The 23,045-nt window shown below is 51.3% G+C and carries 27 protein-coding genes; 3 read left to right on the forward strand and 24 right to left on the reverse strand.

What is annotated here, in order from left to right:
- Positions 1-13: 13 nt before the first annotated feature.
- The 20 genes from NDK47_RS14300 to NDK47_RS14395 form a co-directional block, all read right to left on the reverse strand.
- A complete protein-coding gene (locus NDK47_RS14300; RefSeq protein ID WP_251870438.1) occupies positions 14-421 on the reverse strand; it encodes a response regulator in 408 nt (135 codons plus the stop codon).
- Positions 422-545: 124 nt separating this feature from the next.
- A complete protein-coding gene (locus NDK47_RS14305; protein WP_322112103.1) occupies positions 546-680 on the reverse strand; it encodes a hypothetical protein in 135 nt (44 codons plus the stop codon).
- Entirely contained in the window at positions 647-919 is a 273-nt protein-coding gene (locus tag NDK47_RS14310; protein ID WP_251870439.1) for a carboxyltransferase domain-containing protein, read from the reverse strand. Before NDK47_RS14310 ends, NDK47_RS14305 begins: the two co-directional genes overlap by 34 nt.
- Before the next feature lie 14 nt (positions 920-933).
- The gene (locus tag NDK47_RS14315; protein WP_251870440.1) at positions 934-2,670 is read right to left on the reverse strand and encodes a sigma 54-interacting transcriptional regulator; all 1,737 of its coding nucleotides are present in this window, start codon (positions 2,668-2,670) and stop codon (positions 934-936) included.
- A 191-nt stretch (positions 2,671-2,861) separates the two neighbouring features.
- On the reverse strand, positions 2,862-3,629 hold the full coding sequence (locus NDK47_RS14320; RefSeq protein ID WP_251870441.1) for a LamB/YcsF family protein: 768 nt from the start codon (positions 3,627-3,629) through the stop codon (positions 2,862-2,864).
- A gap of 60 nt (positions 3,630-3,689) precedes the next feature.
- The gene (locus NDK47_RS14325; protein WP_251870442.1) at positions 3,690-3,944 is read right to left on the reverse strand and encodes an acetyl-CoA carboxylase; all 255 of its coding nucleotides are present in this window, start codon (positions 3,942-3,944) and stop codon (positions 3,690-3,692) included.
- Positions 3,945-3,968: 24 nt separating this feature from the next.
- Positions 3,969-4,943, reverse strand: coding sequence for a 5-oxoprolinase subunit C family protein (locus NDK47_RS14330; RefSeq protein ID WP_251870443.1), 975 nt, complete (start codon positions 4,941-4,943; stop codon positions 3,969-3,971).
- Positions 4,936-5,823, reverse strand: a complete 888-nt coding sequence (locus NDK47_RS14335) for a 5-oxoprolinase subunit B family protein (RefSeq protein ID WP_251870444.1) — start codon at positions 5,821-5,823, stop codon at positions 4,936-4,938. Before NDK47_RS14335 ends, NDK47_RS14330 begins: the two co-directional genes overlap by 8 nt.
- Positions 5,824-5,859: 36 nt before the next feature.
- Positions 5,860-6,555 (reverse strand): nucleotidyltransferase family protein, encoded by a 696-nt coding sequence (locus tag NDK47_RS14340; protein WP_251870445.1) that lies wholly within the window; start codon positions 6,553-6,555, stop codon positions 5,860-5,862.
- 17 nt (positions 6,556-6,572) lie between these two features.
- A complete protein-coding gene (locus tag NDK47_RS14345; protein WP_251870446.1) occupies positions 6,573-7,790 on the reverse strand; it encodes an XdhC family protein in 1,218 nt (405 codons plus the stop codon).
- Between the two features lie 4 nt (positions 7,791-7,794).
- Positions 7,795-8,283, reverse strand: a complete 489-nt coding sequence (locus tag NDK47_RS14350) for a VWA domain-containing protein (RefSeq protein WP_251870447.1) — start codon at positions 8,281-8,283, stop codon at positions 7,795-7,797.
- A gap of 221 nt (positions 8,284-8,504) precedes the next feature.
- Positions 8,505-8,690: a hypothetical protein gene (locus NDK47_RS14355; RefSeq protein ID WP_251870448.1), complete on the reverse strand. Its 186-nt coding sequence runs from the start codon at positions 8,688-8,690 to the stop codon at positions 8,505-8,507.
- Entirely contained in the window at positions 8,690-8,971 is a 282-nt protein-coding gene (locus NDK47_RS14360; RefSeq protein WP_251870449.1) for an AAA family ATPase, read from the reverse strand. The genes NDK47_RS14355 and NDK47_RS14360 overlap by 1 nt, the downstream gene beginning before the upstream one ends.
- The gene (locus NDK47_RS14365; protein ID WP_251870450.1) at positions 8,968-9,840 is read right to left on the reverse strand and encodes an FAD binding domain-containing protein; all 873 of its coding nucleotides are present in this window, start codon (positions 9,838-9,840) and stop codon (positions 8,968-8,970) included. Before NDK47_RS14365 ends, NDK47_RS14360 begins: the two co-directional genes overlap by 4 nt.
- On the reverse strand, positions 9,837-12,185 hold the full coding sequence (locus tag NDK47_RS14370) for a xanthine dehydrogenase family protein molybdopterin-binding subunit (protein ID WP_251870451.1): 2,349 nt from the start codon (positions 12,183-12,185) through the stop codon (positions 9,837-9,839). Before NDK47_RS14370 ends, NDK47_RS14365 begins: the two co-directional genes overlap by 4 nt.
- Positions 12,186-12,713, reverse strand: coding sequence for a (2Fe-2S)-binding protein (locus tag NDK47_RS14375; RefSeq protein ID WP_251870452.1), 528 nt, complete (start codon positions 12,711-12,713; stop codon positions 12,186-12,188).
- Positions 12,714-12,739: 26 nt separating this feature from the next.
- On the reverse strand, positions 12,740-13,210 hold the full coding sequence (locus tag NDK47_RS14380; protein WP_251876170.1) for an SRPBCC family protein: 471 nt from the start codon (positions 13,208-13,210) through the stop codon (positions 12,740-12,742).
- Between the two features lie 396 nt (positions 13,211-13,606).
- The gene (locus tag NDK47_RS14385) at positions 13,607-13,990 is read right to left on the reverse strand and encodes a MaoC/PaaZ C-terminal domain-containing protein (protein WP_251870453.1); all 384 of its coding nucleotides are present in this window, start codon (positions 13,988-13,990) and stop codon (positions 13,607-13,609) included.
- A gap of 18 nt (positions 13,991-14,008) precedes the next feature.
- A complete protein-coding gene (locus tag NDK47_RS14390) occupies positions 14,009-14,407 on the reverse strand; it encodes an FAS1-like dehydratase domain-containing protein (RefSeq protein ID WP_251870454.1) in 399 nt (132 codons plus the stop codon).
- Between the two features lie 72 nt (positions 14,408-14,479).
- Positions 14,480-15,058: a TVP38/TMEM64 family protein gene (locus tag NDK47_RS14395; RefSeq protein ID WP_251870455.1), complete on the reverse strand. Its 579-nt coding sequence runs from the start codon at positions 15,056-15,058 to the stop codon at positions 14,480-14,482.
- Between the two features lie 204 nt (positions 15,059-15,262).
- Between NDK47_RS14395 and NDK47_RS14400 the strand changes: the two genes are divergently transcribed.
- The gene (locus NDK47_RS14400) at positions 15,263-15,508 is read left to right on the forward strand and encodes an acyl-CoA thioester hydrolase/BAAT C-terminal domain-containing protein (RefSeq protein WP_251876172.1); all 246 of its coding nucleotides are present in this window, start codon (positions 15,263-15,265) and stop codon (positions 15,506-15,508) included.
- Positions 15,509-15,564: 56 nt separating this feature from the next.
- Here the strand turns inward: NDK47_RS14400 and NDK47_RS14405 are convergent, their stop codons facing one another.
- The 3 genes from NDK47_RS14405 to fdhF are packed head-to-tail and all read right to left on the reverse strand — an operon-like array spanning position 15,565 to position 19,412.
- Entirely contained in the window at positions 15,565-15,942 is a 378-nt protein-coding gene (locus NDK47_RS14405) for a Na-translocating system protein MpsC family protein (RefSeq protein ID WP_251870456.1), read from the reverse strand.
- Between the two features lie 33 nt (positions 15,943-15,975).
- Positions 15,976-16,455, reverse strand: coding sequence for a helical membrane plugin domain-containing protein (locus NDK47_RS14410; RefSeq protein WP_251870457.1), 480 nt, complete (start codon positions 16,453-16,455; stop codon positions 15,976-15,978).
- A complete protein-coding gene (fdhF, locus tag NDK47_RS14415) occupies positions 16,455-19,412 on the reverse strand; it encodes a formate dehydrogenase subunit alpha (RefSeq protein WP_251870458.1) in 2,958 nt (985 codons plus the stop codon). Before fdhF ends, NDK47_RS14410 begins: the two co-directional genes overlap by 1 nt.
- A 390-nt stretch (positions 19,413-19,802) precedes the next feature.
- Between fdhF and NDK47_RS14420 the strand changes: the two genes are divergently transcribed.
- Positions 19,803-20,141: a histidine triad nucleotide-binding protein gene (locus tag NDK47_RS14420; protein ID WP_251870459.1), complete on the forward strand. Its 339-nt coding sequence runs from the start codon at positions 19,803-19,805 to the stop codon at positions 20,139-20,141.
- 91 nt (positions 20,142-20,232) lie between these two features.
- Here NDK47_RS14420 and NDK47_RS14425 read toward each other — a convergent pair whose 3' ends face one another.
- Positions 20,233-21,222 (reverse strand): YpdA family putative bacillithiol disulfide reductase, encoded by a 990-nt coding sequence (locus NDK47_RS14425; RefSeq protein ID WP_251876174.1) that lies wholly within the window; start codon positions 21,220-21,222, stop codon positions 20,233-20,235.
- Between the two features lie 223 nt (positions 21,223-21,445).
- On the opposite strand from NDK47_RS14425, the gene NDK47_RS14430 reads away from it, so the two are divergent.
- A complete protein-coding gene (locus tag NDK47_RS14430) occupies positions 21,446-23,044 on the forward strand; it encodes an S-layer homology domain-containing protein (protein WP_251870460.1) in 1,599 nt (532 codons plus the stop codon).
- Position 23,045: the final 1 nt, after the last annotated feature.

Here is a 23,045-nt window from a genome sequence, read left to right on the forward strand (position 1 = left end):
CGCTATATTTACTTTAGATCAAAGGGGAGACGGTGTTGAACTCCGCCTCTCTGTGACGATTGATGACCCGCTCCACGGCCGGGAGCAATTCCTCTTCCGATACCGGTTTGACCAGATAGGCACAGACGCCTGCACACTCTGCTTCCGCGATCATTTCCCCTGCGCTGTAGGCTGTTAAGAGCAAAACAGCTGAATTCGAAGTATTTCGAATGATCCTCGATGCTTTCAAACCGTCCATCACCGGCATTTTTACATCCATAATGATGAGATTGGGCTTCCACTTTTGCGTCAATTCAATCGCTTCTTTACCGTTTTTGCCTTCCGCCACAACGTCGTATCCTTCTTCCTGCAGCATTTCCCGGATATCCATCCGGGTGATCGGCTCATCGTCGATGACCAGTATTTTGTAGCGCTGACGCAATTCTCCTCCCCCTTTATCTGAGATGGAAGGTACATTCCTGCTCCACATCGATCGGATCACTTCCATTATACAGATAATTCTGATCATTCGCCAGTAGTATGATTTGGTTTACGATCGAAGTAAATCATGTACGGCCTGCACCTTTCTTTTGCATCCGCGCTTCAATTGCCTGGTCCACCGTAACCGAAACAAACCGGGTTTTTGTATGCGGAAGAGACTGAGCAATCAAATCCAGATCAGCATGAATCGCCGTAACAATCGTAACAAATCCGCCGCCCGTAGTTGCATCCCTGCCGTGATTACTTTAGGATCGAAGCGAATCAGGTACGAAGAGTTGGATGGACAGATGTCCAGGATGCCAGGTATCTGCCGCTTTCTCAGTTTAGAGGTGATCGCCAGCGATTTGAAGTTGCTCTCTTCGCTCATATCCCGGGAGATTTCTGCAAATATGTATTCATCTCTGCCAAAATCAAAGCGGGTCTCCGGCAGCATGAACATAGGCTGTTCCCCCTTTAGAAAAGAAGTTTGTGCATCCTCCTGCTCAGCGTAGCCGGGCTGACCCCCAGAATCTCGGCTGCTTTTGCGGCAGTTCCATATTTTTGCAGGGCCAGACTGATCAACTGCTCTTCGACTTTCTCAACCGCTTCCTTCAACGGCATAATCTCCCGGATGATTGGCATGTTATCGATGCTTTGCTGTCTCTCGCCGTATAATTGGGCCAATACAACACGAGCCCCGATATACTCCCCTCTCGTCGTCACCACGAGTCTTTCGATCAAGTTTTGCAATTCTCTCACGTTCCCGGGCCAGTGATACCCCTCCAGGACATGGAACGCCTCTTTGGTGAGGGTTTTGTCCAGCTTGTACATCCGGTTGTACACCTGCAAAAAATGAACCGTTAGTGGAATAATATCGAGCACTCTTTGGCGCAGCGGCGGGATCTGGATCGGGATGACATTCAGGCGATAATACAGGTCCTCGCGAAATAACTGTTTGCGAACCAGTTCATGAATATTTTGGTTGGTCGCAGCGATGACCCGAACGTCCACAGAAATCGTTCGAGTACCACCCACGCGCATAATCTCCCGTTCTTGCAGGACCCTGAGCAGCTTGACTTGCATATTGTACGGAAGCTCTGTGACCTCGTCCAAAAAGATACTTCCCTTGTGAGCCAACTCAAACAAGCCGGGCTTCCCCCTCTGATCGGCACCGGTAAAGGCTCCTTTTTCATAGCCAAAAAGTTCGCTTTCCATCAGCGTCTCCGGGATGGCTCCGCAATTAACGCGGATAAACGGCTCATTTCTTCGGTGACTGTATTCATGGATGGCTCGGGCAAAAACTTCCTTGCCTACGCCCGACTCACCCGACAAAAGCACGGTCGAATCAACCTTGGCAATATGCTTACATTCATCAACCAGGCGCTCCATGACATGCGAGCGAAAGATGAGCTTGCGCCGATCGCCTTTGTTCTGTGTCAAAAGCTGATCCAGCTCCTTTTTGTACTCGTTGGATTCCTTTCGAGCCAGCTCCAGCTCAGCACGCAGCTCATGTATGCCCGTAATATCCTCAGAGAGGATGACTACCTTTTCGATTTTGTCGCCGTGAAAAACGGGCGTTGCGACTGACCATACTTTTCTGCCGCTCTTGGACTCCTGGATTAGTGATACACGCTTTTTCTGCGTGAGGCATAGTTCTGCCACATTGGGCGAAAACTGCCTCTCCTTTTCCATGTCATACAGATTTTTGCCGATCAACTGCTCCGCCTTTTCTTCCTGCCAAAAGCCTTTCAAAAAAAGGCCGGCCACGCGAATAATTGTGCCGTGCTGATCGACGACCGTAATTTGTTCGCTTGCGGAGGAGTAAACCGCTTTTAAATCCTCGTTAAACTGCTGCAACTGAAAACGATCCAGTCTGTTCTTCGTGTCTTTGGTCGTGGAATAGCCGGTAATCATCCCCTGTTCATTCACTCCCAGCACGACAGAGATATTGTGATAGAAAGAGATTTCTCCCTGCTCCGGCACTTTCACGATATCGACCCGATAGGCAATCCGGTGATCGAGATGCTCCTGCTGCTGAAGCTGTTTCAACACAGATTCCTTATCGACGTAACCGACGATTTCACCTAGCTCGTCACAGACGAAGAGCAGGTCTACCTTTTGTTCTTCCATTGACTGCAGGGCAAACAGCAAGGAACTGTCTTTCGGTATGGGGATGGAAACTGTTTGTAAAACATCCTTCCAGAACAGCAAAGTTACCCCTCCGGACAATTATTTTGATTTATTTTAACTTCCTGATATTTTATTTCTTTGTATCTTATCACAGTCCTTCTCTTCTTTCACTTTTGAAATGTGTTTCCAAATTGAAAGATAAGAAAATGAAAAAGCTGATCGCGTGTTGCACGATCAGCGCCTCTTCCTCTTATTCAGAAATTCACATCCGATCACGTCAGGATTTCCCGGACCGGCGTTACCGTAATGGAAGCCTGTTCGAAAGCGGAACGAATCTCTTTTACCAGCTCGACAGCTCCCGGTGTATCTCCATGGATGCAAATCGTATCGGCAAAGATGTGGGCATCTTCCCCGTCTGGTGTTCGCACACGTCCCTTTGTCACCATCCGGACGACTCGCTTCGCCATTTCCCCTTTGTCTGTGATGATGGGTCCCTTGCGCGTCATGACGATGGAACCATCAGCTGTATGCTCCCGATCGGCATATACCTCCCGGGCGATGGGCATTCCCATTTTTCGCCCTGCTTCTTCAAATGCGGAACCATTCAATGCGAAGACGATCAGCTCATTTGACAGAGCGGATAACCCCTCCAGAATAGCGCAGGCGATTTGCTCATCCTCCATCGCCATCATGAACAAAGCCCCGTGAGGCTTACAGTGTTGCAGCTTTGTCCCTGACCAGGCTGCAAATTCGCGCAGCGCTCCAATTTGATACAGGATATAGTCGCGTATTTCATCGGGAGTGCACCGCATATGCCTTCGCCCAAAACCGAGCAAATCCGGAAATCCAGGATGCGCACCGATCCCGACGCCGTACGCTTTTGCCAACTCTACGGTTTTTCTCATGACATGGGGATCACCCGCGTGGAAGCCACATGCAATATTGGCAGAGGAGATGTATTGCATCATCTCTTCATCATTTCCCAATTGATAGAAGCCAAAGCTTTCCCCCATATCGCAATTGAGGTCCACCTTGTACAAGCGAAATCCCTCCTTCCTTTGCAATTCATTCTCGTTTATCCCAGGACTGGTTTCGCTTGCTCAGGAAGCTTGATTTTTTACGAGTACAAGCTCTTGCCCGGCATCGACGATAGATTCGTTATCTACCATGAATTGCTCGATGATGATATCTTCTTCCGCCTTGATTTCATAGAAGTTTTTCATAACCTCGATCAACCCGAGGACTTGACCCGCTTTGATCACGTCTCCTTCTTGGGCGTAAGCAGGCAATTCGGGACTTGGCTTTCGGTAAAAGACTCCCGGAAGTGGAGAAAGAATCGCTTTTCTCTCGCTCATCGTCGTCCTCCTCAATCAAATGGATTACATGGCCATGTTGTCTGCTATTTGTTGCAGCTGCTGCTTTAACTGCTGCCTGGCTTCCAGTGCTTCCGACAGGGATACAGCCCGAAAGCGGACTTTTTCATTCGTTTTGATCTGCGCCATCCGATTTAAATCAGTACTAATCACAGTGGCAATCGTAGCATAACCGCCACCCGTTACTGCATCATGTAAAAGAACAATCGGCTCTACACCATCTGGCACTTGAATGGAACCGATCGGATAGCCCAGGTCGGTCACATTGGACGGGTTGCTTCCCGCTCCAAAGGGCTGCTCTCGATCGACAAACTTCAAGCGCTCCCCTTTATGCCGATACCCAATCCGGTTTGCCTCCGGCGTGACTGTCCATTCACTCTCCAGAAAAGTGGACAGGCTTTCCTCTGTCAACCGATAACTGCAAAGGCCAACGACCACGCGAATTTCATGGGTCTTTTCGTAGATGGGGATCAGAGCGGGATCGATTTTTGTTCCAACCGGCACATCTTTTTGCTTCATCTCCCCTACCGCCAATACGTCACCCTCAGCCAGCGCTCTGCCTTGATACCCGCCGATGCCGATCAAGGTGTAAGTGGATCGCGAATTCATCACGACCGGGACATCGATGCCGCCCTCAACGGCGAGGTAGGTTCTTGCCCCTGATTGAACAAAGTCAAAGGTCAGCGTATCGCCTTCCTGAACCTGCAGGGTCTCCCACATCGGCACTGCCTGGCCGTTTATTTTCGGGGGGATGTTGCCTCCTGTCAGGCTGATCTTCATCGCTTTTTCAAACTGGAGGGCTGGTCCCATGTAAGTAATCTCCAGTACAGCGGCATTTGGTTGATTGCCTGCCAGCAAATTAGCCACGGTAAAGGAAAATTTGTCCATCGCTCCTGACGGCGGCATGCCGATTTCATACATGCCGACACGCCCCTGATCCTGGACGGTTGTTTGCAAGCCTGGCTTGATCACCTTAATCATGGTACAACCTCCTCAGCACCATCTCCGAGAACGAATCGGGGTCTTCCAATACTTCCTTGGGCGTAAAAGAGAAATCCTTTTTCCGGTAGACGAAGGTTCCGTCCTCTACCTGCCTGCGGATCTCATCGTATTCGTCGCGAGTCACGCTACGGTAGCGGAAGATATCCCCCTGCTTCGGAAACACGATGGAGTCCTGAAAATCGGGAAGCGTCTGCTCCTTCTGGTAGATGGGTGCCGGTGCGATTCCGTACATCTGGTAACCACCTGCCCCCTGAACGGGATAAATGACGGCAAAAGCACCTCCGAAGCCGAAAGTTCGCTCTGGCGTAAAGGTCCGGGGACGAACGTATTTGGGTACTTCAATTTGCTTTTCACGGGCGACCATCTGGAAGCACCAGGGCAACCCGGGGACAAAGCCAATCATCGAGACGAGAAAAGGCGAACTGGTGATCGCGTCGATAAAAGCTTCTTTGCTCTCATAACCATTGACGCGGGCGGAATATTCCAAATCGGTCGATCCCGGGTCCTGATGCCGATCTCGAAAGCGCATGACCGCTTCATGCGTCCAGGGGTCCTCAAAGAGCACCGGCACATCAACCAGTCGTGACGAAATCGTAATCTGATCAAGCCCCGCCACCTGCTGCTCGATCTCCTGGAGCACCTGGATCAGCTCATCCGGATGAAGTACTTCCGGATCAATCCGCACCATATAGGAAGCATTGGAAGGACAGATATCCACAATTCCCGGAAGGTTTCGCTCCTTTAATTCCCGGGTGATGGCCATTCCTTTAAAATTGGACTCCAGGCTCATCTCTTCAGAAAGCTGGACGAAGACAAATTCATCTCCTCCGTATTCATAACGCACCTGCGTGTGAATCATTTCCTTCTCACCTCCGAGACTCTTAACCTCACCGGTTTACCGGGATTCGGCCAAGCGAATGGCCCGTTCATATGCCTCTGGCGTATCGATGTCGGTACAGATGCCCGGGTCTTGGACGGTTACAGACATGCGGAGAACGTCGCGCATGCCGCCTCCTCCGCGATCCCCGGCTATCTGCTTGATCACATCCGCCTGAAGATTGCCCCAAAACACCGGATGACCCGATGTGTCTTGGTAACAGGGATGGATCAGAAAAGGTCTTCTGTCCTTTTGTGTTTGCTCCAGGCCACGTGCGATGATCTGGGAAATCGTGTTCTCCTGAATAAAAGGAAGGTCCGCGAGAAACACCATCGCTGCCGCTCCAAGCCATTCGGGTTTCCGATTTGCTTGCAACTGTGCTTCAACGGCTCCTTGCACAGAACTTTGTGCTTCCCTTTGCTCTATTCCCTCTATGACTTCTTGCAGTCCCTTCCGTAAAGAGGTGCCGAGTCCCTCCTTAAATTCAGGGTTCAGAAGCCATTGAAATCGCCTGTCATCGACGTAGATTTGTTCCTGGATCAGGTGGGCGTCATGACCGATGACGGTATGAATCCTGGAAAAAGGGAAGCGCCTCACTTGCGAAATAACATGCTCCAGAAGCAGCTTCCCTGCCAGTGGGAGCAATTGTTTGGTGCGTCCCATCCGCGAAGCTGTGCCAGCTGCCAGAATGATCGCATCCAATCGGATTGTCACCGTGACTCCCCCCACTTCTACGCTCGCTTCTTCAGCAAATCGGAATGAGTACGAAGCGACTGATGAATTCGTTCCTTGCCGCGCAAAAAGTGACCCGTATGACCATTTCGAACAGCCACTACCTCCGCAATAATGCTAAGTGCAATTTCTTCCGGGGAGTCCGCTCCGATGTCCAACCCAACCGGATTGTGCAGGCGAAGGAACGGGGCCGAAGGCAGGGAAGCCGACTCCTCCCTGATTGCGTCCAGCATGCGCTGACAGCGCGTCCGTGGACCGAGAACACCGATATACGGTGCATCCGTCTGCAAGCAAAAGCGGAGCGCTTCCTGATCCCGTTCCAGATGATGGTTCATGATCACCACATAGCTGCGGTTCCCGATTTTTAGCGGTGCAAATTGCTGTTTATCATCGGTAAGTATCCGGATCGTCCCTGGAAACCGTTCCGCCGTGTTATAGCCGGGTCGCGGGTCCACAACAGTCGTACGAAAGCCCATCGACACACTTGCCTGGGCCAGCGGTAAGGCATCATGACCAGCTCCGAAAATAACCAGTTCAATCGGAGGGATGTAAAGATCGACAAAGATTGCAGCCTCTTCCCCGTCAATCTGAGAAAAACAGATCGTACCCGGTTTCGGATTTTGCTGTTGGAACACTTCCTTTGCTTTGGCCAATGCCTGCATGTCAAGAGCGGAATCACCAAGACTCCCTGCCATATCCCCGCACTCGGACAGGAACAGACGGCGAGGTGATGCGGCATGCGGATCGATATTAAGGTCAAGGCGTGAAAACAGCAGACAGGCTTGCTCCCTAGAAACCGCACGTACAAAGGCTTGAAACGCATCCAAACCTTCTTCGTAATCGGTTGCCTTTTCATTACTTTGCCCGCCATCTCCTGTCTGCCACCAGCGGACGAGTTCCGGGGTCAGCGGTTCAATCAAAAGCTCAACCGTGCCGGGACAACCAAGACCCAGTCCCCAAACCAATTCCTCATCCATGACGTAGGTTTTCAGCCTCGGGCGTCCCTTCGTCATCACTTCTTTGGCTACCTCCGCGACATCCGCTTCCAGGCAGCCGCCAGAGATCATGCCAGTATACGTTCCTTCCTCGTCGATCAGCATCTTGGCGCCCTCGCGCCGGTATGCGGAGCCCTTGACACGAACAACCGTTGCCAAAGCGTATTGTCTTTGTGTTGCCGCAACTTCTCGTAAATGATTGAACACCAGGTGGTCTTTCAACATATCACCTCCAAAGACGAACCCTCTCAGCCAATTTGCGATAGGAGACAGGTTGATTTTCCGAAGTAAACAGACCGATATAGGGAAGAGCCGTTTTCATGCCGATTGCGGACGGTTCATAGCCGGCGATGTCAAGCAAGGGATTCAGCCAGATAAGAAGATCAGTCCGGGCTGCGATGATTTCCATTGCCTGCTGAAGCCTGCCCGGATCTCCCGTATCCAGACCGTCGCTTGCGATCAGTACCACAGTATTTTCCCGCAGCAAGCGATCACCGTATTGTTGAACAAACGTACAGAGGGACTCACCAATCCGCATCCCGCCACCCCACTGCGTCGCATCAGCTATGATCACCGGTTGATTGCCAGCTTTTCCATGGTGGAAAGCACCACTGATTCTTCTCAAATGCGTGGAAAAGAGAAAGACCTTCGTTCCGTGAACACAAGCCGATACAGCAGCGGCAAACAGCAAAAAGCTGTCGGCAAAACCACTCATGGAACGGCTGCCATCACAAAAGAGAAGAAATCGGGCCTCTTTCGGCCTCCTTTTTTTTCCAGACGAGTGAAAAAGGCTCCCCACCCGTTTGGATGGCTTTTCGAATGGGGTGCCGAAAGTGCAACAGAGCTCCGCGATCCCTGGATTCGCACGTTCGCTTTCGCCTCAGCCTGCAAGCAAAAATCAGTTGCCGTGCTGCCTCTTTCATCAAACCGGAGGGGTCAGGAACGATCCGCGACGCCAGGAACTTTTCGCAGCTCCAACGTTCGCAAACGCTGCAGCGTGTGGGCAATCTGGTGAGCGAGCTGCGTATCGATTTCCGGCACTTTTACCTGGATGATCGCCGTTTCCTTTTCAAAATCGGGAAAACGGCACCCATTGGTACAGGCAGCGGCGTCGCAGCGCATCACTCAATTCTCGTGTCCGATTGGAGGTGAGGATCACGTAAGGACGATGCTTGGCTATCGATACCCTCGTAGCATTGGAGCCGGATCAACCGCGTGTCCAAAATGCGGGCCAATGTCTTGGCGATCTCTGTTTTGCCCACCCCGGCAGGCCCTTCTACGAGCAGCGGTTTTTCCAGCTTGAGGACGAGATGGAGCGCCATGGTGAGCGATTGATCAGCGACGTATTGATGCTGGTAGAAATCTCGCTCCATTTTCTCTAACGCAGGCTGATGCTTGCTCATGCTGCTCCTTCCGGAAGCAAGAGCTGAATCAATGCCCGTTCTGTATAGATACGGCAAAGATGTTCACGATATTCAGCTGATGCAAACAGGTCACTTCCCATTTCTCCTTCGTTTGGCGCCAAAGCTGCCGCTTCCTTGATCAGCGCTTCCGATGGCACATTGCCAAGAAGATGACTCTCCGCGCCCAATGCACGATAGGGAATATCTCCTACCCCGTTTATACCGATCCGTGCGTAATTGATCACGCCATCCGCATCTAATCCGACCAGGGCACATACCCCGACGACGGCATACCCGGAAGCCGGATGAGCGTATTTCAGATAGACGCTTTTTACTTCGGGCGGAGGGATCAGAAAAGAAACGGAGGTCAACATGCTGTTATCCGGAAGTGCGGAGACAAGCGGGCCGAGGAAAAAGCCGTCCAAGTCGATCAGTTCCTTGCCAGCTTCTCCGCAAACTTCCAGCATGGCTTCCAGCGCCAGTGCGACACCAGGCAAATCGGCTGCTGGATCGGCATGCGCCAAATTTCCCCCGACCGTGCCCCGATGTCTGACCTGCAAATCACCGATCACTCTGGCAGCATCGGCCAGCACCGGGAGATGCTCCAGGATCAGCGGGTCCCTCTGCACCTGATGATGGGTCGTCAACGCCCCGACCACCAGCCGATTACCGTCCTTGCGAATGCCGCGAAGCTCATCAATCCTGCTGATATCAATCAACGTACCCGGCGAAGTCAGCCGAAATTTCATCAGCGGGATCAGACTGTGTCCACCAGCGAGCAGCTTGCCCTCACCATTGCTCTCTTGCAACAAACGAATGGCATCCTCGACCGTATCCGCCTTTACGTAGCCAAACGAGCTTGGTATCATACGCCTTCCCTCCTGTCCTGCATCGCCTTCCATACTTTTTCCGGTGTGAGCGGCATGTCGAGATCCTCGACGCCAAATGGCTGGAGTGCATCCATAACCGCATTGACCACTGCGGGTGGCGCTGCCGTCGTGCCCGTCTCTCCGATTCCCTTTGCACCCAGTGGGTTGACCGGAGAGGGGGTCTCGGTATACTGCCATTCAATTTTCGGGAAAAAGCGAGCCTTTGGCATGGCATAGTCCATAAAAGTACCGGAGAGCAGTTGGCCGTTGTCGCTGTATACGGCACCTTCCCATAACGCCTGCCCGACTCCCTGGGCAACCCCGCCGTGCACCTGGCCTTCTGCCAAAAGCGGATTGATCACCCGGCCGACGTCATCCACAGCGATATAGCGCTTCAGCATGACTTCCCCTGTATCTTTATCAATCTCCACCACGCAAATATGCGCCCCGAATGGGTAGACGAAGTTGGTCGGATCAAAGAAAGACTGTGCTTCCAGAGAAGGCTCCACATCATCCGGGAGATTCCAGGCAAAGTTGGCAGAACGCGCAATTTCCTGGAAAGTCTTCGTCCTTCCGGGAACTCCTTTCACCGAGAAAACCCCCTCGGCAAACTCCAGATCCTCCGCGGCCACCTCCAACTCATGGGCCGCAATTCGTTTCGCCTTTGCCACGACGCGATCAGCGGCAATCGCTACGGCTGCCCCGCCTACTGCCGTTGCCCGCGACCCGTATGTTCCCCAGCCCATGGAAATACTCTGTGTATCTCCGTGGACCAGCTCAATATCTTCAATCGGTATGCCCAGTTTATCGGCCACGATCTGTGAAAATGAGGTCGCTGTTCCTTGTCCGTGCGGTGATGTGCCTGTGTAGACCGAGACTTTGCCACTCGGATGAACACGCACGGTACTGTTTTCCCACACGCCTCCTTGAAACCCGATCGCACCCGCCACTTTGGAAGGGCCGAAGCCACATAGCTCTACATAAGTAGAGATACCGATGCCAAGCAGTCTTCCTTGGGCACGCAGCTCCTCCTGCTCCTTCCGCAGTGCTTCATACCCGGCCGTTTCCAAAGCCTTTTCCAGAGTCAGCTCATAGTGACCGCTGTCATAGAGCAGCCCCATGGCTGTCGTGTAAGGAAAGAGTTCTGTCGGAATGAGATTCTTTTTCCGAACTTCGAGCGGGTCCATGCCAACCTTCCGCGCAAAAAGATCCACCATTCGCTCAATTTGAAAAGTCGCTTCCGGCTTTCCTGCTCCGCGGTAGGCGTCTGTCGGCGTCGTATTGGTGTAGACGCCGTACGTAACAACCTCTGCCTGGGGAATCTGGTAGGCTCCGGTAACCATTAATCCAAAGTCAATCGTGGGGCAGCCCGCACCGAAGGTAGAAAGATAGGCGCCCAAATTTGCCGTGTTTTTGACCCGAATGGCTGTAAACGTCCCATCTTTATTGCCGGCGAGCTCCACCTCGATCACTTCATCTCTGGCATGTGTTGTCGCCAGGAAATGCTCTCGGCGTTCTTCTACCCATTTCACAGGGCGCTTCAGCTCACGTGCGGCATGGCCGACGACTGCTTCCTCCGTATACGTGGCAATCTTTGCTCCGAAGCCGCCGCCGACATCAGGTGCCACGATACGCAATTTGCTTTCTGGTACACCAAGCACGTCCGAGTAGATCATCCGGTGGATATGCGGGTTTTGCGAGGTACACCAGATTGTCAATTCGCCGCCGCCCGGATTATACTGAGCCACTGCAGCCCTGGTTTCCATCGGGTTGGGAATGACTCGCTGGTTGTACAGGCGTTGTTTGACCACTACCTCCGCCTGAGCAAACACTTCATCCGGGATCTCGCCGGCCTTCCAAAGCAAGGCGAGGTTTTGTGGAACGTCTTCGTGAAGCAGCGGTGCCCCTTCGGCAAGAGCCTTTTCCTGATGCGTCACGGATGGCAGCTCCTCATAGTCCACGGAAATCAAATCGAGCGCATCCCTGGCTATGTAACGATCTTCAGCGATCACAACCGCGACTGCCTCACCTGCGTACAGTACTTTTTCCGTTGCCAGCGGACTTCTGTCCTTTGCCTTTAAATCGGCACCAGGGACATACCACATGGTGGGCACTGGCCTTACTTTTCCGAACAAGTCTGCAGCCGTAAAAACTGCTGCGACGCCTGGATGCTGTTTGGCCTTGTCGGTGTCAATGCCTTTGATGCGTGCATGCGCAAACGGACTGCGCAGAAAGGCAGCATGAAGCATTCCCGGCAATTTCATGTCATCCGTAAACATGCCGTTCCCGGTTAGAAGACGCGTATCTTCCTTTCGTTTGACTGGCGCTCCGATCATCTTGGCCATCTATTCTCCCTCCCCGATCGGTACTGAATGGGATTCGGCGACAGCATGGGCTGTTTTGGCCATCTCACTTGCCGCATACATCACCGCATCCACGATGAACTGATAACCTGTGCAGCGGCAGATGACCCCCTCCAAGGCTTCCCGCACTTCCGCCTCTGTAGGAGAAGCATTTTCCCGCAACAGACCGACCATCGCCATCAGGACACCCGGCGTACAAAAACCGCACTGCAGCCCATGCTTTTCCCAGAAGCCCTGCTGGATGGGATGCAGGCGCTTAGGCTCGCCCAGTCCTTCCACAGTCGTGATCCTGGACCCGTCTGCCTGAACAGCCAGCATGGTACAGGACTTCACCGCTTCCCCGTTTACGAGTACCGTACAGGCTCCGCATTGGCTGGTGTCGCAGCCGATATGCGTTCCGGTCAAATTTAAGGTTTCACGCAGAAAATGAACCAGAAGCATGCGCGGTTCAATCTCCGCTTGTCTTTCCACGTCGTTTACGGTCACTGAAATGTTGCATCTTCTGTACATTGAGACACCTCCTCATCATTCGTTCCTTACGAGTGAGAAAACATTTGCCCCATTTCTTTCTCTGCTGCCTTAAAAAACTGCCCGATGACCAGCTTGGCGACTCCGTTCATCACACGCTGTCCCACTGAAGCCAGCAAACCGGTCACCTGGACTTCTGCCGTACATTGAAGCTCGGTCCCCTCGCCTGCGGCAGCCAATTTCATCTCTGCAACAGCGTCAATTTCGCCAGGACCTCCTTTTCCTTTGACCACCAGACGATAAAAGGCCGGTTCCTGCTGATCCTCTTGCCTCACTTGGCAGGTAAACAATCCTTTTACCGGTCCCACGCTAATCCCCATCTCCGCATGGTATAAATTCTCTTGGATGTGAGAAAAGGTTTGACAGCCTGGGATCGCCTTTCGTAGCACCTCCTCGTCCTGCATTCCATTCCAGACGGCCTCCAGAGGCAAGCGGAATTGATGTGTGTACTCGATTTTCAGAAGCTCCTCCCCTTTCATCCTCAAGTTACTCTGCTGCTCTTTAAAAAATGAGCAGGTCTTTTTTTACCCTACCTAGTCGCAAGTATCATGCCAGTCTGTTTTTTGTCTGAATAGTATGAAAATTATTGTGACGAAAGAGAAACTCTTTCACTTTTGCATGATGTTCTTTCATTTTTGAAAGACTCTTGCTGACGAAGCCTTTTCACAGCCTCGCCATAAGCGCAGGAGAAAGGCAAAAACAGAGATGGCAAAAAACGCTCGCAGTATTTCTGTCTGCCAGCGTCGGGGATTCTGCCTTTTTTGTGTTAGAAACGTCATGTCATTTTTCGTAAAAGAGAAGGTGACCGTTTGTATTCACCAATTTGTCCCGATGAGAGGAGAATACGGTCATGACGGTTTTGTTTTGCAGCCTACTCAAGATTTTCGAACAGCAAAAGAGGTGCTCGCCTTGACCTCCCCATGTTCATTGGTTGCTTCTGCTTCGCACAGCCACGTTTCTTCTGTCTCATTGACCACTTTTCCGGTGACGACGATTCGTTCCCCCGGTCTCGTCATCGCTCGAAAACGTGTAGAGAAGCGAAGCAACTGATCCGGCCCGCACCAGCTTTCGATGGCCTGGCCGATAAACCCCTTGATCAGCATGCCGTGTGCAATGACCCCGTCCAAACCAGCTTGTTCTGCAAAGGAAGCAACCGTATGGATCGGGTTAAAGTCCCCCGAAGCACCTGCATAGCGTACCAATTGCGTATGCGTGATCTCGCCTTTGTCCACTGGCGGAAATACTTTACCGATCTGCATTATTTGATCACCGTCCCTTCAGCCTCTTTCAATAATGGTCGAGCGGCTGATCAACACCACTTCGCCTCGCTCGTTCTGATACTTTTGTTCCACCACGACAAAATTCATCCCTGCTTTTGTATAGGCTTTCGTAACCTCTCCATAGCAAGTAATCTGATCGCCAACAGCCAAGGTGCCCAGATACTCGTACTCTTGGCTGGCATGAAGCACCTTTTTCATATCAAGTCGCAGGGCCTGCTCCAGTGGAACCTGGCTCCCCCAAAATTCAATGACTGTTGCAAATGTGGGCGGGACGCGGCTGCCCGTTTGGTAGACAGGATTGGGATCCCCGATAGCCTGGGCAAATTCTTTTACCTTTCCTGCTTCAATGGTGAACGTAAACGGTTCAAACCGGATTCCTGTTCGCGATTCGGTCATGAATTTTTCCTCCTTCTACTATCCTTCAACGGTATCACTTGTAAGGGGCTGGCAACCCCAACTCCAAATCCGTTATGCCACTTCCTTTTTTTCCGTCCATTTAAACAAGAGGAAAACGGAAGCTGCCAGCAAAATCGCGATCAGCAATCGCAGTTTGTTTTCCGCAAGAAAAACCAGATCATGTCCGATGAATGTTTCCATGACGAGTGAGGGCGTTTTGCCTATTACCGTAGCCAGAAAAAAGTCAGCGAAGGGAATTTTGGAAAAGGATGCACCGACGTTTACGACGCCAGAGGGAATCAGCGGGTTCACTCGGAGCAGGATCAGTGTGAGCAAACGGCGTGCCCGAGACATCTCGGCAAGTCTTCGGAGCAAGCGAGTTTCGCCCACCTTCTGCAGCTTCTCCGAACGGGAAATCCCCCAGCGATAGAGCAAAAAGGAGACGACTGCCCCCAAAATTTCACCAGTGAGTGAAATGAGAAAACCTCCCCATAAACCAAACACAACGGCATTGGCAGCCGAGAGAAACAATGACGGCAATACGCCTGCCACGCTGATCAACACATTAATAAGCAAACTGGCGATAATCGCAAAGATGCCCCAAGAGCGAATCCATTCTGCTGTCGTGACAACCAAATCTGACACATTCATGTAGAGGGTCCCCCTCAATCTCTATTTACTTCACGTTTTCTATCGTATTCCCTGCTAAACTACCAAAATATGTAATATTTTCGCTGAATTCTATGTCAAATTCACACATGCTTGAGGAAGGCCGTTGCGTTTACATCCTACCATGAATCGATATCCATGGACAGCCGACGATCACAGGTGTCGGCCCGCTTCCACTGCCAGCGAATGGAGGGACGATTGGCCCGTCACGACTTTCCTTATGAGTGCCTCCATTATACATACGAAAAATGCGGACATGGGATTCGTTATCCATACATTCCAACTACGCATATCCGAATGAATGGTGGTACACCAGCGACGAATGCATATGCATATGCATCTGCACACTCCTGGGACCGCATTCTCGATTTTCTACAGAAAATCTCGCCCGACCCGTCTGCAAGCAAAAAAAGCCACCCTTCGCATAACTAGATGCAAAGGGTGGCGCTTCCTTTCAGCAAAAGCAGACAACCAATACGTAGAGGTAATTACGATGGCAATCGCTTCTGATTTGCTGATTCAATTTTGCGGTCAAATACATAGACGGTGATGGCCAAGTCTGCATCCATGTCAATATCGCTGAAAAGCGTAATCAGCTTCGCGCCTACGAGATTCTCCAGCTTGCGGACAACCTCGTCGTTTTTATAGATTTCTTTGACCATCTTCGTACGGGTTTCCTGGATGATTCGCCTTCCCTCCTGGGAGTCGATCATCCATTTTTCAACCTCAGTCAGATTGCCCTTCATCTCGATAATCGCCCAAGAACCAAGGAAACGCGTTCGAATCATTTCCGGGCCATTGCCGATGTACTCCTTGCGAATTTCACGGATCAGCTTACTGAATTGATGCTCCAACGCTCTGGACACAGGCATTCACCACGCAATTTCGCTAGTGTTTCTTTATTTTTTGAGACCCTGCCCCATCCCTTTGAGCAAATTGAGACTAAATCCGATGGCGCGGTTGATGTCGGGGTCCTGCAGGGCCTTGAACAAATCAAACACCCCGATCTTTTGGTCCTGACGCAGTCCTTCTTCGGCCTGTTTCAATCCCTCCGCCAGGCTTCCCACGAGCTTCTTGGTCATTTCCGGCTCAATCTCGGAAAGTCCTTCCGCTGCTGCCATGGCATTGTTAATGGAGTTAGTCAAAGACGGACGCAAGAGTTGTCCCACTGCGATTTTGGCGACTTCTTCCTTCGCCTGTACGAGGGAAAGTACGGCACTGAGAATCCCGCTCTCATGCAGCTCCTGAAGCAGCCTCAGCGTCTCCCGAATCCCGTCTGCGCTGGCTGCTGTGTCGCCAAGCACCTCATCCAGTGCTTTTGTACGCTTTTCCTCTTCGGTCAGTACAGGCTGAGCGATCTTGGTAGTCGGCTTTGCCATTATTTCACCCCTCCTGGCTGATTCACATCTGCGATCGCAACATAATCGGAACGATTCCATTTTCTTTCCACCTGTACACCAAGCTGCGGATTGCGTTTCGCATAGCGTGGATTGTACAGCGGGAGCGGGTTCTTCCCTGTTGCCTCCAGTACCTCCATCCGTACCTTGGTCTGCTTGTACGCCGGTGTTTGGGTACGCACGTCGACCGCATTGCCGGTGAGGATGTTGATCGCATTTTCATGGCTGACAGAGTTCATCGGCACATACAGCTCTTTCCCCTGTACACGATCTGTGACGACAGCACGGAGCTTGATCGCGCCATACGGTGACACCAGTCTGACCAGCGAACCGTCCTGTACTCCGCGCTCAGCAGCAAGTGCCGGTGGAACCTCAACAAATACCTCTGGTACTTTATACTGAATCCCTTTTGATTTGTTCGTCATGTTGCCCTCATGGAAGTGCTCCAGCAAACGGCCGTTGTTGACGACCAAATCGAATTCTGCCGGATATTCGACTGGCGGAACATAGTCTACCAGAGAGAAGCGGGCACGTCCGTCGGCAAAGTTGAAGCGCTCCAGATACAGAAGCGGTTCATCGGTGCCATCCGGCAATACCGGCCAAACCAGGCTGTCCCAACCCTCGAGGCGTTTGTAGGAAACACCGGAAAAGACCGGGCTGAGCGCAGCGATTTCGTCCATGATTTCGCTTGGATGCTGATAGCCCCACTCAAAGCCCATTCTTCTCGCCACATCTGTGATGATCTCCCAATCCGGCTTGGATTCACCCAGCGGTTCCAATGCTTTGTAAAGTCGTTGGATACGGCGTTCTGTATTGACAAACGTACCATCCTTCTCCAGCGATGGCGCTGCCGGGAGAATGACGTCAGCAAATTGGGCGGTTTTGGTGAAGAATACGTCCTGTACCACGAAAAACTCAAGCTGACTCAGCATGTCTTGCACATGATTGGCATTGGAATCGATCCAAGCCATGTCTTCTCCCATCAGGTACATGGCTTTCAGCTCGCCTCTGCCCACGGCCTCCAGCATCTGAATATTGGTATAGCCCGCTTTTGGCGAAATCGATACACCATAAGCTGCTTCAAATTTGGACCGGATGCTGTCATCTGCAATGCTTTGATAGCCAGGGAACCAGTTTGGCAGCGCACCCATATCACACGCGCCCTGCACGTTGTTGTGGCCGCGCAGCGGATAGGCACCTGCTCCGGGACGCCCAAAGTTACCTGTGACGAGCAGCAGGTTGGAGATCGCAGCGGAGGTATGGGAACCGCCCACGTTCTGCGTTACACCCATGCCCCAGAGCACACAAGTACCGTCTGCCTCATGGATCATTTTAGCTGCCTGAATCATTTGTTCCTGTGGAATGCCGGTAATTTCTTCAGCGTATTCCAACGTGTATTTCTCCAGCAACGCTACGAAATCTTCATAGTGATTTGTACGCGCTTTGATAAAGGCTTCATCATGCCAGCCCTGGTCGATGATGTATTTCGCCACTGCCGATAGCCAGACAAAGTCCGTTCCCTGGCGTGGATGGATATACAAATCGGAACGTTCTGCCATCTCGTGCTTGCGCAAATCGGAGACGATCAGCTTTTGGCCAAACAGTTTTTTAGCCCGTTTCACACGCGTAGCCAGTACCGGGTGACCCTCCGTCGGGTTGGCGCCTACGATGATCACCAGACCTGCGGAAGCGATGTCCTTGATCGTACCGGAGTCTGCCCCAAAGCCTACGGTAGACATCAAGCCGTCCGAAGCAGGAGACTGGCAATAGCGCGAGCAGTTGTCCACGTTATTTGTCTCAAACACCTGACGGGCCAGTTTTTGCATGAGGTACGCTTCCTCATTGGTTGTTTTGGAGGAGCTTACGAAGCCGAGCGCATTGCCGCCGTATTGCTGTTTAATCTGCGACATGCGCTCTGTCATGTAAGTCAGAGCCTCGTCCCAGGTTGCCGGTACAAACTCATCGCCTCTGCGAATCAGCGGCGTGGTCAGGCGCTGGTCGCTATTGATGAAGTCCCAGCCGAATTTTCCTTTCACACATGTGGAGACGCTGTTCACAGGAGCGTTTTCCGACGGCTCAATTTTCAAGATTTTACGATCCTTTGTCCACACTTCAAACGAGCAGCCTACCCCGCAGAAAGTACATACTGTCTTGGTTTTCTTGATCCGCGTGTCACGCATGGCGGCCTCAATCTCCGATACCGCGAGAATGCTGCTATACCCCGGCTCAACTGCTTTCACCAGATCGACCATAGGCGTCATCAGGTCCTGGCTCATCGACGTCATGAAGCCGGCCTCGCCCAGCATGGATTTTTCCATCAATGCGTTACACGGACAAACTGTCACACACTGGCCGCAGGATACACAGGATGAATTGTTGATCGAGCGGTTGTCATCCCAGATGACGCGCGGCATTTCGCGCTCCCAGTCAATTGTCAGCGTCTCGTTGACTTGCAAATCCTGGCATACCTCTACACAGCGGCCGCAGAGAATGCACTGGTTCGGGTCATAACGGTAAAAGGGATGCGACATATCTACTTCATAGCCTTTTTCCCGGAAAGGCCGGCTCTGATGCTCTACCTGCAGCAGCTCCGTCGTATTGTGGACACGGCAGTTTCCGTTGTTATTGTCGCATACCGTGCAATACAGCATATGGTTTTCCAGCACGCGATCCATCGCTTCGGACTGAGCCGCACGGGCTCTCTCGGAGGCGCTCAGAATCTCCATTCCTTCAGCAATCGTCGTCGAGCAGGCGCGCATGATCTGACCGTCAATTTCACACATACAGGTATCACAGGTCTGAATCGGTCCCAGCACTGGGGAGTAGCAGATATGCGGATGCTCAATCTCTTTCTCCAGCATGTAATCGAGAATACGGGTTCCCTCTGTCGCCACATGTTCTGTTCCGTTCAATCGAAAACGCACTTTTTTCTGTTCCATGGCTCCTCCTCCATATAAAAAACCCACCATAAAGCAACTTGTACAAACACAGGTTTGCCCAAGTCGTTTTATGGCGGGTTAACACTTAGCATGTCTCATACCAGTTATCAATCCAACCATCTGTCAGCAGAAAGTCAGAATGTGCCAGGAATGAAAATATTCCCGCAACATCGATGAACTTCCCTCCCCCATTATAATCAAACAAGGGGATTTTGCAAGAGAAAACCCTTACATTGGCAGCCTAGATTCTGTCTTTCGCACCGATAATAGTGGCCTCAATCGATGGCTGATGTCTTTCTTTCTCACAAACTGGGCAATCTGGAGAAAGGAAATTGATTCAAGATGCCGAAATAGTGATGGTTGAGCAAATAGAAAGGAAGGAAACCTCTTATGGATTGTATTTTTTGTAAAATTGTAAACGGTGATATACCTGCAAAAAAGGTATATGAAGATGAACACGTCATTGCGTTTCACGACATCAACCCGATCGCGCCTGTACACGTACTCACGATCCCCAAGAAGCATATTGCCTCTCTTTTGGAGATTCAGCCGGAGGACAAAGAACTGATCGGTCATTTGCACCTCTCTCTGCAAAAAGTAGCGGCTGAGCTTGGCGTAGAGGAATCCGGATTCCGCGTCATCACCAATACGGGCGCTCACGGACAGCAAACCGTCTTTCACATCCATTATCACTTGATCGGCGGTCGACAACTGGAGTGGAAGATGTAACATAGGTAGAAAAAGGAAAAAGACAGTGTATGCGACTACTACGGACGCATCATTGTCTTTTTCCGTTTCAATCATCAATTTTCCGTACTCTCTAGTCGCTGCTCTTTGTCGATAGCCGTTTTGCGATGCCGTCAGCAATCAATTTGCCATGATCCCGTCCATTTTCGATGAAGATCGCATTGGCATGCTCTCCGGATGCGATGACCCCGGCGATATACAAACCGGGTACGTTTGTTTCCATTGTCGACGAGTCATGTACGGGCTCTCCGGTTTGCGGATTGGTTTTGGCGCCGAGTGCTTGGAGCATCGCCCGGTCTGGTCGAAAGCCAATCAGTGAAAACACAAAATCATTCTCCAGCGTCTTCGTTTCACCATCTACCCGGACGAGCACTTCCTTCTCTCTGATTTCCTGCACCTCTGCGGAATACAGGACATGGATGCGTCCTTTTTCGGCAAGGCTTTCAAAAATTGGCCGGGTCCAGGCTTTGACTCGATCAGACAGCTCCGGCTTGCGGCAAATTACCGTTACATCTGCCCCTGCTCTTTCCAAATCCATTGCTGCATCCACGGCAGAGTTGTTGCCTCCGATCAATGCTACCTTCATACCTGCATAGGGATGCGCTTCCGTAAAAAAGGAAGAGACCTTTTCCAGATTCTCTCCTGGTACATTCAGTCGATTGGGATTGTCAAAGTACCCAGTGGCCATCACCAGATTTTTACACCGATATTCATGAGTTTCCTGAAAACGATCCGTGGTTCTGATCAGAAATCCTTCCGCTTCCTTTTCTACGTGATAGACGGACTCATACAGCTGTATACGCAGCCGGTTGCGGGAAGCGACCAACCGGTAATACTGTAACGCCTCAATCCTCGTCGGCTTTTCATTTGGCGTGGAAAAGGGAATGTCGCCAATCTCGAGACGATCCGGTGTACTATGAAAAATCATAAAGGTCGGATAGCGATAAATGGAGTTGACCAGCGTTCCTTTTTCAATGAGCAGCGGGTCAATCCCCCGTTTTTTCAATTCGACAGCGGCGGCAAGTCCACAAGGTCCTGCCCCGATGATGATGACTTGTTCCATGGTTCCCTTCCATCCTCCCATTACTTGTCTCTCTTTTCAGCAAATACTCTTTCTGTTTTTCCCCTCTCATCATAACATACCCGATTCTACATAATGACACTCCCGCAGGTGTATGCAACGGCTCTTCTCTGTACTATTTCCAGAAAGTGATGAATGAAAGCGTATTTTCATTTCTTTACACTAAAAGAGACATTGCAAAATTACAGAAAGAAAGAGAAGAGCCATGTATACAAAACGCATACATATCCTGATTACGTGTCTATTTTGGATCATGACCCTGTTCACCCTTTCACTGGGAGTCTCCGCTTCGGCTAACCAAACCATCTCATTCAAGGACATCTCCTCCAGCTACGCGCGAGAGGATATTCTTGCCCTTTCCAAAGCCGGAATCGTGCTGGGGGATGCCCAAGGCTACTATCATCCAAAGCAAGCTGTCACGCGGGCCGAGTTTGTCGCCATGTTGACCCGCACCTGGGGATTGAAGTCAGTAAACAGTCAAATACCAGCCTATCTCGATGTGCCGAAAAGCTCCTGGGCATACGGTTCTGTGCAGGCTGCAGTGACGCTAGGGATTGCCAATGGTACATCTGCAAAGACATTTTCTCCCAACCGGACGATCACACGACAGGAAGCGGCAACCTTGCTGATGCGGGCCCTGAAAGGGGAGCTCAGCCAATCTGCTCAGGTTTCCCTGAATGACCGATACCAGGTGGCAGCATGGGCACTGCCCTATGTACAAGAAGCGGTCCACGAAAAAATCCTCGTGGGGTATCAAGGGTATTTTCGTCCGAATGCATTCTTGTCACGCGAGGAAACAGCGGTCCTTCTCAATCGCCTGAAAACCAAAATGGACCAGTCACAGGCAAAAGCCAAAACACCCATTATTTTAGGATGGCAGTATCAATCGACGACAGATGAATTCATTCGAGTGGTGAAGGATTCGCCGATCAATACACTTTCACCTCGCTGGTTTTACCTGCAACCAGATGGTACCGTCGTCGATTATGCGGAAGCCTCACTCGTTCAGTGGGCTCAACAGAATGGACGACAAGTGTGGCCGTTGTTTGGAAACAGGTTTGATGCCAAAGCGACGAATCAGGCGCTCTCCAGCCAAGCCAATCGGACCCGCATCATCCAAAGGCTGGTCGAGCTGTCTGACAAGTATCAACTGGATGGCATTAACATCGATTTCGAAAATATTCTCCCTGGTGACCGCGATGCTTTCACCGCCTTTATCAAAGAAATGACGGACGTCTTGCATGCCAAAGGGAAAAAGGTATCGGTTGATGTGCCCCCCGACACGCAATCAGATTGGAGTGCAGCCTATGACTACGCAAATCTCGGCAAGTACGCGGATTACGTCGTACTCATGGGTTATGAAGAACACTGGGAAGGAGGGTCCACCGCCGGATCCGTCTCTTCTCTTCCCTGGTTGAACAGAATATCAAATCAGTTGTTGTCACGTATTCCTGCCAACAAATTTATCGTCGGACTTCCGCTCTACACCAGAGACTGGTACAAGACCAACGGCACATGGCAATCACAGGATCTCCTTGTCTTAGAGTCGTTTCAGTTCCTTTCCCAAAACAGGACGAGTCCGACATGGGACCCTGGCGTTTCGCAGTATCAAGCAAGCTATCAAAAGAACGGGGCTTCTCATCAAATCTGGATGGAAGAGAGTCGTTCACTCGGTGCCAAAATGAGTGCCAGCTTGCACCAGCCGATTGCCGGATTTGCTTACTGGTACGTGGGTGAGTCCCTGCCGGAAGTGTGGAATGTCATCTCCAATGTCTACACCCTGCAAAAATGGAAAGCACTTTGAA

Origin of the sequence: Brevibacillus ruminantium, assembly GCF_023746555.1 — a bacterium.
Taxonomy (GTDB): Bacteria; Bacillota; Bacilli; order Brevibacillales; family Brevibacillaceae; genus Brevibacillus; species Brevibacillus ruminantium.

Excerpts from the sequence above, each read along its gene's own strand:
- NDK47_RS14310 (WP_251870439.1), bottom strand. The coding sequence starts at position 919 with ATGTTCATGCTGCCGGAGACCCGCTTTGATTTTGGCAGAGATGAATAC.
- NDK47_RS14325 (WP_251870442.1), bottom strand. The coding sequence starts at position 3,944 with ATGAGCGAGAGAAAAGCGATTCTTTCTCCACTTCCGGGAGTCTTTTAC.
- NDK47_RS14330 (WP_251870443.1), bottom strand. The coding sequence starts at position 4,943 with ATGATTAAGGTGATCAAGCCAGGCTTGCAAACAACCGTCCAGGATCAG.
- NDK47_RS14335 (WP_251870444.1), bottom strand. The coding sequence starts at position 5,823 with ATGATTCACACGCAGGTGCGTTATGAATACGGAGGAGATGAATTTGTC.
- NDK47_RS14350 (WP_251870447.1), bottom strand. The coding sequence starts at position 8,283 with ATGAGTGGTTTTGCCGACAGCTTTTTGCTGTTTGCCGCTGCTGTATCG.
- NDK47_RS14355 (WP_251870448.1), bottom strand. The coding sequence starts at position 8,690 with ATGCGCTGCGACGCCGCTGCCTGTACCAATGGGTGCCGTTTTCCCGAT.
- NDK47_RS14360 (WP_251870449.1), bottom strand. The coding sequence starts at position 8,971 with ATGAGCAAGCATCAGCCTGCGTTAGAGAAAATGGAGCGAGATTTCTAC.
- NDK47_RS14365 (WP_251870450.1), bottom strand. The coding sequence starts at position 9,840 with ATGATACCAAGCTCGTTTGGCTACGTAAAGGCGGATACGGTCGAGGAT.
- NDK47_RS14370 (WP_251870451.1), bottom strand. The coding sequence starts at position 12,185 with ATGGCCAAGATGATCGGAGCGCCAGTCAAACGAAAGGAAGATACGCGT.
- NDK47_RS14375 (WP_251870452.1), bottom strand. The coding sequence starts at position 12,713 with ATGTACAGAAGATGCAACATTTCAGTGACCGTAAACGACGTGGAAAGA.
- NDK47_RS14380 (WP_251876170.1), bottom strand. The coding sequence starts at position 13,210 with ATGAAAGGGGAGGAGCTTCTGAAAATCGAGTACACACATCAATTCCGC.
- NDK47_RS14385 (WP_251870453.1), bottom strand. The coding sequence starts at position 13,990 with ATGCAGATCGGTAAAGTATTTCCGCCAGTGGACAAAGGCGAGATCACG.
- NDK47_RS14390 (WP_251870454.1), bottom strand. The coding sequence starts at position 14,407 with ATGACCGAATCGCGAACAGGAATCCGGTTTGAACCGTTTACGTTCACC.
- NDK47_RS14395 (WP_251870455.1), bottom strand. The coding sequence starts at position 15,058 with ATGAATGTGTCAGATTTGGTTGTCACGACAGCAGAATGGATTCGCTCT.
- NDK47_RS14400 (WP_251876172.1), top strand. The coding sequence starts at position 15,263 with ATGGAGGGACGATTGGCCCGTCACGACTTTCCTTATGAGTGCCTCCAT.
- NDK47_RS14410 (WP_251870457.1), bottom strand. The coding sequence starts at position 16,455 with ATGGCAAAGCCGACTACCAAGATCGCTCAGCCTGTACTGACCGAAGAG.
- fdhF (WP_251870458.1), bottom strand. The coding sequence starts at position 19,412 with ATGGAACAGAAAAAAGTGCGTTTTCGATTGAACGGAACAGAACATGTG.
- NDK47_RS14420 (WP_251870459.1), top strand. The coding sequence starts at position 19,803 with ATGGATTGTATTTTTTGTAAAATTGTAAACGGTGATATACCTGCAAAA.
- NDK47_RS14425 (WP_251876174.1), bottom strand. The coding sequence starts at position 21,222 with ATGGAACAAGTCATCATCATCGGGGCAGGACCTTGTGGACTTGCCGCC.
- NDK47_RS14430 (WP_251870460.1), top strand. The coding sequence starts at position 21,446 with ATGTATACAAAACGCATACATATCCTGATTACGTGTCTATTTTGGATC.